The following is a 14,585-nucleotide window of genomic DNA, read 5'->3' on the forward strand; positions in this document are numbered from 1 at the left end:
GTGAACAAGAAGCGATGGCGCGTCTCCTGTTAAATGGTTGGACTCCTATACACCGGCCCTAAGCGGTCTACGAAAAGCGAAACACGAGCACGTGATGAACGATTTCGCCTGATGTGGGGGGATCTTCGGCAAGCTCGCTCTGATGTACCAATTGACAATGATAATCTTTATCAACTAAAATGGAGGTATCATTCACAAATAAGGAAGTGTATCTTCATGTTTATCCAAACGAGATCCGTCGTAGTGGAAAAAGGGAATGCCGAGCAGGTTGTCGAGCGTTTCAGCAAAGAAGGAGCCATTGACAGCCGCGAAGGCCTTATTGACATCAGCGTTATGGTTAACCGTTCGAATAAAGAAAATGAGGAAGTCCTGATCCTGATCCGCTGGGAGTCGGAAGAAGCTTGGAAGAATTGGGAAAAGAGCGAAGAGCACATTCAGGGGCACCGCGAGAAAAGAGGACAGCCGAAGCCTGAGTATATCCTCTCTACCAGTGTTAATTCCTATGAGCTGAAAAAGAGAAAAATCGGCAAAGCGGGCCAATAATCACGCCCGGATGCACTTCATGTGCATGTACATATGGCGTTGTTCAGGTGAACGCAGTTCCGGGACAGCTGCAGCACGTACATTTGCTTGAGAATCCCGAACGCCGCGCAATCAACGCCTGACGCAACGAGGACAGCCGCCCATAAAAGGGCGGCTTTTTTTGTTTTCAGATGCACGTCCCGGAAAATGAGCAGCAAATGAAGCTCTCTCGTGGCCGCGGATAGATACGATCAAAGCGACCGGGCCAGCGAAAGCAGCTTGTTCATGGTATTCCAATTTCGCGTCGTTGCGGGAGTTTTCAGTTTGTTGAGGCTGAGGGCAGCCTTCGAATCTCGGATGGTCTGACGGAACAGGAAGTACACTTCGCGTCCGTTTATCCGGTATTCTTCAAGGGACGGGTCCGCCTCGGGGATGCGGTTCAAATCTTCCGGCGACGGCCGGTCTCCCAGCAGCGTCACATAGATGCTTTCCCCTTCTTGCAAAACGGCCGCGTCATAAGGACAGCTTCGGATGATCTCTTCCCATTCCTCCGCCGTACGTAAAATAACGGAAACCCGGAAACCGAAGACGGCGGTAATTTTTTCTTCGATTTGCTCCCTCAGCGCTTCTTCCGAAACTTCCCGGTTTGTCCGGAACAGAACATTGCCGCTTTGAATGTAGGTTTTAACCGGGGAGAATCCCATCTCTTCGAACAAGTTTTTGAGCTCGGCCATTTTAATCAGCTTCTGGCCGCCTACGTTAATTCCCCTTAATAAGGCGAGGTACGTCGTCATCATTCAGCCCCGATTCCATTTTTAATCCAGTATAGCATGTATGGGGCGGGAAGTTAGGAAGAACAGAAGTGACAACCTTTCTACATGCGGTTACCGGTTGCCAAGCTCTTGGGCGATAACGGATTTTTTGCGGTATTCACCCGGCGGAAGTCCCGTCATTTTCTTGAACATCCGGTTGAAGGAGGTGACGTTGCGGTAGCCGATTCTCACGCTGATCTCCTGCACGCTCAAACCGGTGCCGCCGAGCAGTTCCTTCGCCCTGCGGATGCGGATCGCGTTGAGCTGCTCGCTGAAGTTCGCGCCCGTTTTCTCTTTGATATAGACGGACAAGTAGGCGGCTGACAAGTTCAGCCTGGCGGCGAGCTGATCGAGCGAAATATCGTCGGCGAATTTGTTTTGAAGCTCATTCATCACGAATTCGATGACGGAATCCCGCTCTTCCCTGCCCGCCGCGATGATTCCGGCCGCCTCTTTGAACAACTGCGCGTAAAACCGCCTGAACTCATCAGGCGTATAGCAGCTTCTCAGCAGGCGCAGGTAGCGCTCCTGAAAGGGAAGGGCCCTCTCCGGGCTGTGAGCGCTGCCGCTGGCGCCGGCCGCTTCCTTAGCCGGGTCGGGAGCTTCGCTGCCGCTGCGGGCCGCTTTACAAGGCGTGCCGGAAGTGCCGAGAATGCCGGAAGTGCCGGAAGCTCCGCCTCCGCCGCAGGCAGTCCGGGAAGCCGCCGGTACGCCTCCGCCGCAGGCGGCCCCGGAAGCCGCAGGTACGGCTTCGGCGCCGCTGGCACCGCCGGTCTCCGTCATATTCCCTGGCATAGCCGGGGGAATACTCCCGGAGGCGCCTGCTGCGGAGGTCTTTTCGCCCGCGCTCCCGTCCTGCGGCGTCTCCGCCGAACGACGCGCCTCCGCCGCGGGAGACGCCTGGCGCTGATCGGCGGCGGCCGGACCGGCGCCCGCCGTTCCGCCACCGCCGGCCCGGCGGTAAGGCTCGACGGCCCTCGCGGCGCGGAGCAGAATGCTCTCGGCGATCTGCCGGTACTGCGCGAGTCCGGCTTCCTTCTTCGCCATCTGCTCCAGGATGCGCTCCGTCAGCGACACGCAGTGGGCAAGATTTCCCGCCTGAATGTGCTGGAACAGCTCCTGCTCCTGGGCGGCGTTCAGCGCGTAAGGAGGCGACACGCGGTGGCTGCGGATAATCTGGCACTCGTCCAGGGGCCGGGCCTGCTGCGCCATTTCCAAGGCCTGCCTGTAGGCGGCGTTAAACTGGCCGGAGCCTTTATGAACCGAACCGACGGCGAGCGTGACGAGAAAATAGGCTTTGTCCCGGTCGAGGATAGGTTTCAGCTTCTCCAGCGCTTCCCTGAGTTTTTCCGGCTCGTCTCCGCCTTTTACAAAGGTCAAAATCTGATTCGTATCGATCTGAAACGTGTGCGAGTGGGGAAGATGCTCGGTCATCACGACGTTGATATACTCCCGGATATAATACGCGATCCGCTCGGGCCGCGTATGGACCTCCTGTCCGGTTTCCTCCTTAAAATGAAGCTGGGCCAGCACCAGGAAGAACGGGTCATCCATTTCGGCGATGTCCTGCCAGTCGCTGATATCAGATGTAATCGCTTTCAATTTATTGATATAGCCGAAGCTGGTCAGAAGCGACTTTTTTCCGAGAAGCTCCTTCCGGACAGCTTCTTTTTCCTGCATCAGCTCGTGGATGTTTTGATGGATCAGGTCGAATTCGCGGATCGCGCTCTTCGGCCGGACAGGGTCCCGGCTCACAATGGAACTGAGCATCTGCTTGAGGGGCCTGTGAATCCGCCGGCTAAAGAACAGCGAGGCCGCAATGCCGAGCACGAGGGCGGCGGCAAAAATAAGCAGCAGCGTCAGGCTCGCGTTGCGCACTTTGGCTGTAATATTCGCGTACGGCAGCGCTGTGACATATGTGAGCCGGGTGAGCGGGTCTTTTTCGGCAAAAAAATACGTGTCTCCTGCCTTCACATACCCGGCTCCATCGAGATCGAAGGACGGGATATCTCCGGCGCCGAAGGCGGATGAAGACCGGTAAAGCAGGGAGCCGTCCTCCCGGAGAATCATAAATTTGCGGCTGTCTCCGGGTCCGTAGAACGCTTCCTGCAGAGCGCGGGCGTCCAGAAGGGCGACGACCAAGTAATTGGAGCCGGGCATGCGGAACGAGAACGGAATCAGTTCCGCGTCCACGGACGAATTTAAGGTCGTCACGTTGAAAGACGACTGTGGATGCAGCATGTAGTTGCCGCTCCGGGCAAACTGTTCTTTCCAATAAGCAAGGGGATAATCCGCGCTCCGGTAGAAGCGCTCGAACAGCATGGGCGCGTTCACGCTGCCTTCTTTCTCCAGAATCAGCGAATGGGAATCATAATACACCAGCAGGTTATTCAGATAAAACATCGGATTGTAAGCCTGGGCGCGGACCGATTTGAGCACCTCGGACGCTTTCCAGTATTCGATGTCCGGTTCCGCTTTCGTGAGCAGCTGGCGGTTGAACGCCACGAGCGCTTCATTCGAGTATAGATCGAACAGCATCGTTTTGATCCGTTCAAAGTGGGTCTCGTACCGTTCGGCCGTATTTTTAAGCATCAGCCGGTTGTACTGGATAATTTCGTTTTGCATGCTTTTGTTAAAGAAATAGACGGACACTCCGTTAAAAACGGAAAACAGCAGCAGAATGCCGAGAAAGCTGAAAAATAATTTATAGACCAGCGAATGCCGGTTAAGCAGGACCCGTTTCAAGCGCATCAAGCTCCCTTTCCGTGTTGTCTTCTTATTTTATCCAAAGAACGCCGGAGGACAAATAAGCCTTTTTTTAGATTCTTATCTTTTTTTTATGCGGCGAATCTGGGGCCAAGGAGATAAAGAAGTGTAAATACCCGGCGGCGCCCCCGTTTGCTATGCTCCGGAAAGAATACATGAAAAGTGGGGTGGGGATTTGTCACAAGAAGCGTCATCGCCGCAAACGGCGGCTCCGTCATCAGCCCCGGCCGCTCCGGCCGTACGTAAACGGAAACGATCCGCGGTCTTTAAACGGGTCCGGAGAAATTGGGATCTGTATCTGCTTATTTTACCGGTTCTCGTGTTTTTCCTGGTCTTCGAGTATTTTCCCATGTACGGCGTACAAATTGCCTTTAAAAATTTTATCGCGACTAAAGGAATATGGGGCAGCCCCTGGGTGGGCTTCAAACATTTCGAGCGGTTCTTCGAAAGCTATTATTTCTGGCGGCTGCTGACCAACACGCTGGGCATCGGTCTCTATCAGCTCCTCGTCGGATTTCCGGTTCCGATTATTCTGGCCCTGATGATCAATGAAGTCCGTTCCAAAAAGTTCAGCAAATTCGTTCAGACGGTCACGTACGCGCCCCATTTTCTGTCGACGGTCGTTCTGGTGGGGATGGTGTTTATATTCCTCTCGCCGCAGACCGGTCTGCTGAATATGGCCGTGACGTGGTTCCGGGGGGAACCGGTTAACTTTCTCACCGATCCGGGCTGGTTCAAAAGCGTCTACGTCCTGTCCGGCGTCTGGCAGCAGATGGGCTGGAGTTCCATTATTTACCTGGCCGCCCTCACGGGGATCGATCCGCAGCTTCACGAGGCGGCAAGAGTCGACGGGGCAAGCCGCTGGCAGCGCATCCTGCATATCAATCTGCCGGGCATTATGCCGACGGTCACCATTTTGCTCATTCTGAATATGGGATCGCTGCTTGGCGTCGGGTTCGAGAAAGTGTATCTGATGCAGAACTCGCTGAACATGCAGGCGTCCGACGTCATTTCCACGCATGTGTACCAGAAAGGGATTATCGACGGTCAATACAGCTATTCGGCGGCGGTCGGCCTGTTTAATTCCGTCATCAACTTTATTCTGCTGCTTACGGTGAACCGGATCGCCCGCAAAGTCAGCAGCACCAGCTTGTGGTAAAGGAGGACTGCCCGATGAAACCCATTCAAAGCTCCCGGGAAAAAGCGTTCGACTGGGCCGTGTACGCTCTGCTGTCTCTCGTTTCCGTGATCGTGCTGTATCCCCTTGTCTTCGTACTCGTCGCCTCCTTCAGCAGTCCGGAAGCCGTCATGCGGGGAGAAGTGTGGCTGTGGCCCAAAGACATTACGTGGATGGGCTATACGAAAATTTTTCAGAACAATGAAATTTTGACGGGGTACCTGAACACGATCGTGTATACCGTCGTCGGAACGGCGATCAATCTGATTTTGTCCGTCGCGGCCGCTTATCCGCTCTCGCGCAAAGATTTTGCCGGAAGAAACGCGATTTCCGCCCTTATGGTGTTTACGATGTTTTTCAGCGGGGGGATGGTTCCGACCTATCTGCTCGTCAAAAATCTGGGCATGCTCAACACGATGTGGGCGCTCATTATCCCGGGGGCCGTGTCGGTGTATAACATCATCATCATGCGTACCTTTTTCCAGAGCTCGATTCCCGGTGAAATGCAGGAGGCGGCTTCGATCGACGGCTGCTCCAACCTCGGCATTTTGTGGAAAATCGTGCTGCCGCTTTCGATGCCGATCATCGCCGTTATGATCTTGTTCTACAGCGTGGGCCACTGGAATTCGTATTTCAGCGGACTGATGTATTTGACCGACCGCGACAAGTATCCGCTTCAGCTCTTCCTGCGCGAAATTCTCATCCAGGGGCAGATGCAGGAAATGCTCGGGGTCGGAGACGATTCCCATGCCCGGAATGTGATGGAGGGCGAAGCGATCAAATACGCCGTCGTCATTGTGGCCAATTTGCCGGTGCTGATGCTGTATCCGTTCCTGCAGCGGTATTTTGTGAAAGGCGTCATGATCGGCTCGGTTAAGGGCTGATCGGAAGAAGAGGAAAACTTCTCGGGTCCGCCGGGGCTGACACCTCGGCTGCCGATAGATACAATAAACTAAGGGAGGAAGATTTGCTGATGAGAAAAATGAGATGGACAGCCGTGACGTTAACCGTCGCCATGGCCGTGAGCGTGCTGTCGGCATGCAGCGGAGGAAACGGAAGCGCGGGAAGCGCGGACGGCAAAGACAGCAAGAAAGAAGTGGCGAATTTGAATCCGACGGGAATGCCCATCGCCAAGGAGTCGGTATCGCTCACCTTCTTCACGGGGAAGGCGGCGACGAACGGCAATAACTTCGAAGAAACGCTCGTTTGGAAAGAATATGCCAAGATGACCAACATGAACATCAAGTTCCAGCTCGTACCGTTTGAAAATTTGACGGAAAAACGCAATCTCGCGCTGGCCGGCGGGGATTATCCCGACGCCTTCTACTCGGCCCGCGTTCCTTCCTCCGACCTGATGAAATACGGGGCGCAGGGAACGTTCGTCAAATTGAACGACCTCATCGACCAGTACGCTCCGAACTTCAAGAAACTGATGGAGAAGTACCCGGATTTGAAAAAGGGCCTGACCATGCCGGACGGCAACATTTATTCGTTCCCTTCCTTCTACAGCCCGGATTTTCTTCCGATGCTGATCGGAACTCCGCTCTGGGTCAAGCAGGATTGGCTGGATAAGCTGGGCATGAAGGAGCCGGTCACGACGGAAGAGTTTTACCAGTATTTGAAAAAGATCAAAGAAACCGACCTGAACGGGAACGGGCAGGCGGATGAAATTCCGTATGCGGGCGAGGGAATCAACCCGCTTATCGAGCAGCTTCGCGGGGCGTGGGGCTTCGGAAACCGCGGTCTCGGCCACAAATTCGTCGATGTGGACCCTAAAACGAACGACCTGCGGTTTTTCCGGACGGACCCGGGCTACAAAGAAGTGATCGAGTACATGCGCAAGCTGTACACCGAAGGCCTGATCGATAAAGAAATCTTTACGATCAAGACGGCGGCCCTGTTCGCCAAAGGACAGAAAGGCGTGTTCGGCGCCACCATCAATCCGAATCCGAAAACCCAGATGAACCAGACCGGCTATTTCGGGCTCGGTGCCCTCAAGGGGCCTCACGGCGACCAGTTGTATTCGCACGTCAAAGTTCCGGCCGTCTGGCCGGGCGCGTTCGTCATTACGGACAAGAACAAAAATCCGGAGGCGACCGTGCGGTGGATCGACCATTTTTACGGTGATGAAGGCGCGACGTTCTATTTCATGGGTATCGAAGGCCAGACCTATAAGAAAACGGCGGACGGGAAGCTGGAGTTCGTCGAGGAAATCACGAAAAACCCGAACGGCCTGACGATGGACCAGGCTTTGGCCAAATACATCACGTGGCTCGGGGGAAGCTATCCGGGCTATGTGCAGCAGAAGTATTTCAAAGGCTCGGAGACGCTGCCGGAATCCGTGGAAACGGGCAAGAAAGCGGAGCCTCACGCCGTGAAGGAGCTGTGGAACAACTTCAACTTTACGGAAGAAGAGACCGAATTCCGCTCGACGGTGGGCAAGGATATGGAAACGTATATCGGCGAAATGGAAGCCAAATTCATCACCGGCTCCCAGCCGATGTCCGAGTGGGACAAATACGTGGTGACCGTTCAGAAAATGGGCGTGGACGAATATATGAAGATTTACAAGCAGTCTTACGAGCGCTATAAAAGCAGCAAGTAAGAGCTTCCGGCAGACGGGAGAAAGACATGACGTCTTTCTCCTTTTTTTTACAGCCCGGCAAGGAAGAAAAGCGAACGGTTCATGACCCGGCTGAATGGTACATACGGCTTAGTTACGCCGTTAAGGCTTACAGCCGCAGCTTTAGTCCTGCTGACGGCGGCGGGATGCCCGGCACCCGGCAAAGGTATATTGAATGTAAACAAAAGACAGGTCAGACGCCCAGCGAACATCGGGGCGATCATTGACCTGTCTTTTTCAAGAGCTGCATCTTTTTATGAGGCAAGAAACTCTTTGTCGCCTAACCTTGCATTAATATAATCAATCGCTTCCTCGATGCTCATCATCTGATTCATCACATTTTTTACGCCGAGACCGATAATCTTCTCGACTTTCCGCAGATTGAAGTTATGCCCCGTCGGGAAGGCCGATTCTCGAACCCCGCGGTATTCCAAGTCTTTGGCGAATTTCAGCCAAGGGTATTGATGCATGACATTCTGGTTGCTGTAGATGAAATCGTTGACCGAAGCGCCGCCTAGCAGCGTGACTTGCTCGGCAATTTCATGACCATAGAACCAACGGAAGAAGGCGGAGACTTCGTCGTCCTTCCGGCAATATTTGGACACGCCCAGCGAGCCTCCGCCGAGCAGCGGCTGTTGGCCAGGGACCTCTGCGAATCCGACGAGCGGGGATATCTCGCTGTGGGCGATATTCGAGAACAAGTTCATATACACGATAAGCATCGCGATCTGGCCGTCTTCGAATAACGAGATGGACTCGTCCCACCATTTGGCAGGCAGGTTCCGGGCGATGGATAAATGATCGATATAGCTATGAAAAGCAACAATCGCAATCTCTTTGGATAGAGCCAGCTTATTGTCTTCTTGGATCAAATGTCCGCCTCCGGCATAATACCTGACTAGGAATTCGGAAGCGATAATCTCTGAATTTCCCGTCGTTACGCAGGATCCATGGGATAAAGGCGACTCGGGGTTATTCGCTCGGGAGAAGAATGCAGAAATCCGATTGAACGCGTCGAAATCGGAGGGCGTTCGCAGTTCGGCTTTATACTGCTCATAGAACATTCTTCGCACTTTGGTATCCTCGAAAATATCTTTCCTGTAGAAGAGCATCTGAATGCTCGGATCGAAAGGTACGGCGTAAGGGATCTCGTTCACATAAGCATACCGCTCGATAAGCTGTGAAGGATAATTCGTCAGCAGCTCCCGCATCTCCGGGCTTAACGGCTTTAAAGTCCGGCCCGCAAACCAGGATAACCCGGCCATATCAACACGAATGATATCGTAATGCTTATGGTTGTCGATGTCGGACAAGATGTCGTAAATTTCTTCGAACGAATAGACAGCTAGTCGAAGATCAATACCGGTCGTCTTCTTAAAATGCGGCGCTAATTTCTTGAGCGCGTCCGTGGTCGGACTCGGGATCGTAAGAATGTTCAGCGTCTTGTTCGCCGTGGGATGACCAAGCGCTTGGTCATCGAACATAAACCCCCGATTCAACCCGATGATCGGGTCTCCGTCACGCTGGTCCGTCCTCTCGTGGCGCAGAATCGTCTCGGCAATTTCTTTGCCCAGCCACTGATAATTGATGTGATACTTGTTAATGAAATCTTCGGTTAAAAACTCGGAATCGGCCAAGCTGTAAATCTCCGGACTTTGGCCCGTGCTCCCTAAGAAATGGGCGTTTTTGATATAGTGGGCTCGCTCCAGATCGCTGGTCACAATGCAATCGAAGACATCCCCCGCAAAGAAATCAAATGCATGAGTGTAGGCGGTAGATTGCGCGGCGGCAATCGTATGTATGCGCAAATTCAGAGGCGCCAGTTCTTCCATGATGGCATTTCTAAAATCACGATCACAGGAATAGTGGAGCAAATCGGTGAATATTCCGATCTTCTTGTACGCTTTTTCTTTTATTTTCCGAGCGATCGTCCGACCGGATGTATCCGCATCGAAACCGGCGAATTTCATTGTGTTTTGCAATTTACGATAGACAAAAATGATATTCTCCCGCGAAATGCCGAGCAAGTCATAATATTCCATGGCATCATCCAAACAGGAGACCGTGATTACAGCGCAGTCCCGATTTGCGGCAATTTCTTGCAGCAGGGCTTGTTCATTCTCTTTCTGATCTTGTGTGAGATATAAATTTGTCGTGTATCCCGCACGGAGAAGGGTGCTGTGGATTGCGATATATAGCTTGTTATAGGAATCCGATGAAATGTTAGGCAGGATGAGGGAGACGGTCGTCGTGCTGCCTTCACGTAAAGATTTAGCCCGCGCGTGGATCTGGTAACCCATTTTACGAGCGGCTTCTTCCACGAGATTGATTTTCTCCAGACTTACATTTCCTCTTCCGTTCAGCACATTCGATACCGTTCCGTGCGACACCCCCGCAGCTTTGGCGATATCTTTGATGGTAGGCATGCTCTATTCTCCCCCCTTTTGATGATAGTTGGTTAAATTAATTATATCGGGTCGTCTTTTGATATGCCATCATGTTGTTTTGACACGTTCCAATATTTAAAAGGGTTCGTAAGGAACGATTTTAGCAATAATTTTGCGGTTTTTTATATTTCACAAATCCACATACAGATGAAAAACCAAAAATATTTATTGACTCGTTCCAATAATATGTTAGAATTCTATTCAAGAAAGCGTTAACATACTATGTGGATTGATCGTTTGTCAGGCGTTTGATCAAGATTTGTTACGCAGCATGATTAAAGGGGGAGAGGAACGCTGTGGATCCAATCCAGTATGGCCAGATGTTCGGACATTGGGAGATGTATGTCAGAATCCTTGCGAGTGCATTGATGGGCCTGTTTATTGGCTGGGATCGATCACATAAACATAAGCCCGCCGGTGTGAAGACATATACCTATACCTCAGTGGCTTGTACCTTAATTACGATTATTTCCATCTCTACCGCCAGTCATTACAATGAAACGGGTCAACTTATGCGTGCCGACCCGATGCGGCTGACGGCTCAAATCGTATCCGGCTTGGGATTTATCGGAGCGGGGGTCATTCTGAAGGACGGGGAACGGGTTAAAGGGCTAACCTCGGCGGCCATGATATTTTTCTCAGGCGGCGTCGGAATCGGCATTGGGGCGGGGTACTATGGCATCGTTATTTTCTCCGTCGTCTTAACCTTTTTCCTTGCAAGAATCAGCCGATTTCTCCCGCTGAACAACCCGGTGGATGATCGGAAATCAAGAAGCGGCAAGGATGCTTCTAGGAAACAACCGCAGAAAGAATGGATCTGAATTCCCGCATACCTGCGAATCGAAAAGGAGATATTTATATGAAAGTTCATTTTCTGGGATCTGCCGCGTCAGAAGGGATACCGAATCCGTTTTGCAAATGCGAGGTTTGCGAGAAGACGCGAAGCGAGAAAGGGAAAAATATAAGAACGCGGTCGGCTGCGATAGTTGATGATACGATGCAGATCGATTTCCCGCCGGAATACAGCTTCCAAGTCATGCGGGACGATGTGGATGTTACTCGGATTTCAGAATTGCTCTTTACTCATACGCACCCGGATCATTTTAACGCGGGTGATTTGTTCAGCCGGATGGAAGGGTACGGTCACCACGTTACGCATCCCTTGCATATTTTCGGGAATGATCGTGCCGTTAACGGTTGTCTGGATGTATTGGCCGGTTATAGTCCGCAGCGCTTTCAGTTTACCCGGCTGATTCCGTTCGTGACAGTAGAGTCCGGCGGAGCGCGCATTACGCCGCTTCTCGCCAATCATGCGAAGTGGGAGACGTGTCTGATCTATTTTATCGAAAAGGAAGGCAAGACACTGCTGTATGGTCATGATTCAGGATGGTTCCCGGAATTGACGTGGTCGTGGCTTGCGGACAAGCACATCGATCTGACGGTACTGGAATGCACACACGGCTACAATCAGAATCCGCATTCCGATGGTCATATGAGCATTGAGACCGTGCTGGAGACACAGAAGCGGTTGCTGGATAGCGGCATACACTCGGCATCGAGCCAGCTCCTCGTTTCGCATTTATCTCATAACAGCGGTTTCATGCATGACGAGCTTGCAGACATTTTCAAGCCCCACGGTATCGAAGTGGCTTACGACGGTCTCATCAAATTTATTTAATAGGGGATATTACACATGAAGACTACTATCGTTCCGAGACTATTAATCATGATGTTCCTGCAATACTTCGTTCAAGGCGCCTGGAATATGACTTTAGGGTTAGTTCTCAGCACCTCGGGCTTATCTTCCATCATCGGTACTTCATATGCATTGCTCGGCATCGCGACGATTCTGTCACCGCTGTTCATCGGGATGGTAGCGGACCGGTTCATCGCCTCCCAGAAAATTATGGGCATTCTGCATATTGTTAATGCTTGTGTGCTGCTGGCGATTCCGTCTCAGATTCAAGCGGGCAACGCGACGATGTTCCTCGTATTGATCTTTATTGTCGGTGTGTTGTTCTATCCTACGACCGGACTGTCGAACAGCATCAGCTTCCGACATATTCATGGCGCCAAAACATTTCCGGTGATTCGGGTGTTCGGAACGTTCGGTTTTATGGTGATCGGGTTCCTGCTCGGACAGATGGGCTTCTCGGGCAGTATTATGACCTTCAAAATTGCGGCAATCTCCGCCATTGTGCTCGGGATCTACTGCTTCACACTTCCGAATACGCCGGCAGCCGGCAAGGGCAAGAAATTCCTCATGAGGGACCTGCTCTGTCTCGATGCGCTCGCCTTGTTCAAGGATAAGAACTTTACGGTATTCATGGCCTGTACAATTTTCTTGATGATTCCTAAAACGGCTTACAGTGCTTATGTGCCGGTATTCCTGGGCGCGCTGGGGTTTAAAAATGCAGCTACGATTATGCAAATCGGCATTGCAACGGAAGTTATCTTCATGTTCTTACTTTCTCTGTTTCTTTTCAAATTCGGATTCAAAAAGATTATCCTGTGGGGCGCGATTACGTGGATTGTTCGTTCGTTGTTGTTCTCCTTCGCGGCAGTCGATGCAGGCATTCTCGTCATCGTCATTGCGCTGGCACTGCAAGGGATTTGCTGGGATTTCTTCTTCACGGCGGGAGATATCTATGTGGACAATAAAGCGGACGTGACGATTAAAGCGCAGGCACAGAGCTTAAAGTTCATGATCTCGAACGGGCTGGGGCTGCTGTTCGCTTCTTCGGTCACGGGTTATATCTTCAATCATACGGTCGTGGATCAAGGGGCGGCTGCGCTGAAACAGTGGCAGCAGTTCTGGATTTACCCGGCTGTCGTGGCGGCTGTCGTCGCCCTAGTATTCTTCCTGCTCTTCAAGGATAAAGGGATGATATTCCAAAAGAAGAATGCGGAAGAAATTGCGGTTCCGGAGTCGAAAGCCGTGTAATAAAGGAACCGAAAGACTATGGAAAAAGGCTGTCGATAAAGTCGGCAGCCTTTTTGTTTGCATGTGAGTGTATTTTATCGGAATCCGCCGTGGAGCGGATTTATAATTTGCGGCTATACTTTTTGTCGGGTTAGCTCTTTTTCTCATCTACTCATTCGGTTGAAGTGATTTCAGCACCGAAAAACAATGTGAATATCCTGCTGGATGCGGCGGTACTCGGCACGGTGGTTTTTTTACGAATTTGGTGATCAAAAGAAGATGTTATCCATCGCATAAAACCCGCATCCGGCGCGGTTTCCATACGAAACAGCCCCTAGAAAACGAAAGAAAAACAAGATGGAAGACGTGTCAGCTCGTCCGGAAATGTTTGCAAGTCTTTTTTAATATCGTTTATAGTTAGGATTATATCGTACATAGAAGGAAAAAGTTTACATGGGAGGGACCGTTATGTCCGAGATTAAACTAACGATTGATTACGACCAGTATGAAGCCGGCAAGAAAATGAAAGATTTGCTGGAGGAGCTGGCGGACAGCCCGCAAAGCGCGGAGCTGACAAGCCTCATTATCGGCGATTGGGGAGGCGCTTATGAGAACGATTCCGAAGAAACGGTCGTGACGCTTGTCGCCCTGAAAGACCGGTTTCCGAAATTAACAAGTTTGTTTATCGGAGATATGGGCTTCGAAGAATGCGAAGTATCCTGGATTATGCAGACTAACCTGGCTCCGCTGCTGGAGGCTTATCCCGCACTCCGGTCGTTTACAATCAAAGGAAGCACGGGGCTGGAACTGAATCCGGCTCGTCATGAAAATCTGGAGGAGCTGACCATTATTTGCGGCGGTCTTGGCAAAGACGTGATCGATCAAATCGTCGAAGGTTCTTTTCCGCGCCTGAAAAAGCTGGAACTGTATCTCGGCGTGGACGAATACGGATTCGACGGCAGCCTGGAGGATGTGCTGAAGCTCACCGTACCCGGCAAATTCCCCGAACTCAGTTATCTGGGTCTGAAAAACAGCGAAATCCAGGACGAGCTGGCCATCGCGCTGGCGGATGCGCCGATTCTGGACGGGCTGCATACGCTCGACATGTCGGACGGAACCTTGTCCGATACCGGAGCGGAAGCGCTGCTGAACAGTGAGAAAGTAAAAAAGCTGCAGTATCTGAACTTAAGCCATCATTATATGTCCGACGAAATGATGAACCGCTGGAGATTATCCGGCCTTAACGTAAACATCGAAGATCAGCAGGATATGGACGAAGACGACGATTACCGGTACCCGTCGCTCACGGAATAAC

General features: G+C 51.7%; 12 protein-coding genes. 8 read left to right on the forward strand and 4 right to left on the reverse strand.

What is annotated here, in order from left to right; genetic code table 11:
• The first annotated feature begins 216 nt into the window (after nt 1-216).
• Nucleotides 217-543, forward strand: coding sequence for an antibiotic biosynthesis monooxygenase (locus ABC395_RS11095; RefSeq protein ID WP_413003007.1), 327 nt, complete (start codon nt 217-219; stop codon nt 541-543).
• Nucleotides 544-773: 230 nt separating this feature from the next.
• Here the strand turns inward: ABC395_RS11095 and ABC395_RS11100 are convergent, their stop codons facing one another.
• Nucleotides 774-1,316, reverse strand: coding sequence for a DUF1697 domain-containing protein (locus ABC395_RS11100; protein WP_413006722.1), 543 nt, complete (start codon nt 1,314-1,316; stop codon nt 774-776).
• Between the two features lie 90 nt (nt 1,317-1,406).
• Nucleotides 1,407-4,085 carry a helix-turn-helix domain-containing protein gene (locus tag ABC395_RS11105; protein WP_413003009.1) on the reverse strand — a complete coding sequence of 893 codons (2,679 nt, stop codon included), beginning with the start codon at nt 4,083-4,085 and terminating at the stop codon, nt 1,407-1,409.
• A 190-nt stretch (nt 4,086-4,275) separates the two neighbouring features.
• Between ABC395_RS11105 and ABC395_RS11110 the strand changes: the two genes are divergently transcribed.
• From ABC395_RS11110 to ABC395_RS11120, 3 genes are all read left to right on the forward strand, one after another.
• The gene (locus tag ABC395_RS11110) at nt 4,276-5,259 is read left to right on the forward strand and encodes an ABC transporter permease (protein ID WP_413003010.1); all 984 of its coding nucleotides are present in this window, start codon (nt 4,276-4,278) and stop codon (nt 5,257-5,259) included.
• 14 nt (nt 5,260-5,273) lie between these two features.
• Nucleotides 5,274-6,161, forward strand: coding sequence for a carbohydrate ABC transporter permease (locus ABC395_RS11115; protein WP_413003012.1), 888 nt, complete (start codon nt 5,274-5,276; stop codon nt 6,159-6,161).
• Nucleotides 6,162-6,250: 89 nt separating this feature from the next.
• Nucleotides 6,251-7,882, forward strand: a complete 1,632-nt coding sequence (locus tag ABC395_RS11120; RefSeq protein WP_413003014.1) for an extracellular solute-binding protein — start codon at nt 6,251-6,253, stop codon at nt 7,880-7,882.
• A 272-nt stretch (nt 7,883-8,154) separates the two neighbouring features.
• On the opposite strand, the gene ABC395_RS11125 is transcribed toward ABC395_RS11120, so the two are convergent.
• Nucleotides 8,155-10,326, reverse strand: coding sequence for an extracellular solute-binding protein (locus ABC395_RS11125; protein WP_413003016.1), 2,172 nt, complete (start codon nt 10,324-10,326; stop codon nt 8,155-8,157).
• A gap of 317 nt (nt 10,327-10,643) precedes the next feature.
• Between ABC395_RS11125 and ABC395_RS11130 the strand changes: the two genes are divergently transcribed.
• From ABC395_RS11130 to ABC395_RS11140, 3 genes are read left to right on the forward strand one after another with little or no spacing between them, the layout of a single operon-like run.
• The gene (locus ABC395_RS11130) at nt 10,644-11,168 is read left to right on the forward strand and encodes an MgtC/SapB family protein (protein WP_413003018.1); all 525 of its coding nucleotides are present in this window, start codon (nt 10,644-10,646) and stop codon (nt 11,166-11,168) included.
• 38 nt (nt 11,169-11,206) lie between these two features.
• Entirely contained in the window at nt 11,207-12,025 is an 819-nt protein-coding gene (locus tag ABC395_RS11135; RefSeq protein WP_413003020.1) for an MBL fold metallo-hydrolase, read from the forward strand.
• Nucleotides 12,026-12,040: 15 nt separating this feature from the next.
• Nucleotides 12,041-13,291 carry an MFS transporter gene (locus ABC395_RS11140; protein ID WP_413003021.1) on the forward strand — a complete coding sequence of 417 codons (1,251 nt, stop codon included), beginning with the start codon at nt 12,041-12,043 and terminating at the stop codon, nt 13,289-13,291.
• Nucleotides 13,292-13,442: 151 nt separating this feature from the next.
• On the opposite strand, the gene ABC395_RS11145 is transcribed toward ABC395_RS11140, so the two are convergent.
• Entirely contained in the window at nt 13,443-13,592 is a 150-nt protein-coding gene (locus tag ABC395_RS11145; RefSeq protein WP_413003023.1) for a hypothetical protein, read from the reverse strand.
• A gap of 146 nt (nt 13,593-13,738) precedes the next feature.
• Here ABC395_RS11145 and ABC395_RS11150 point away from each other — a divergent pair, with 146 nt between their 5' ends.
• A complete protein-coding gene (locus tag ABC395_RS11150) occupies nt 13,739-14,584 on the forward strand; it encodes an STM4015 family protein (RefSeq protein ID WP_413003025.1) in 846 nt (281 codons plus the stop codon).
• Nucleotide 14,585: the final 1 nt, after the last annotated feature.

Source organism: Paenibacillus canaveralius (genome assembly GCF_047238265.1).
Lineage (GTDB): Bacteria > Bacillota > Bacilli > Paenibacillales > NBRC-103111 > Paenibacillus_F.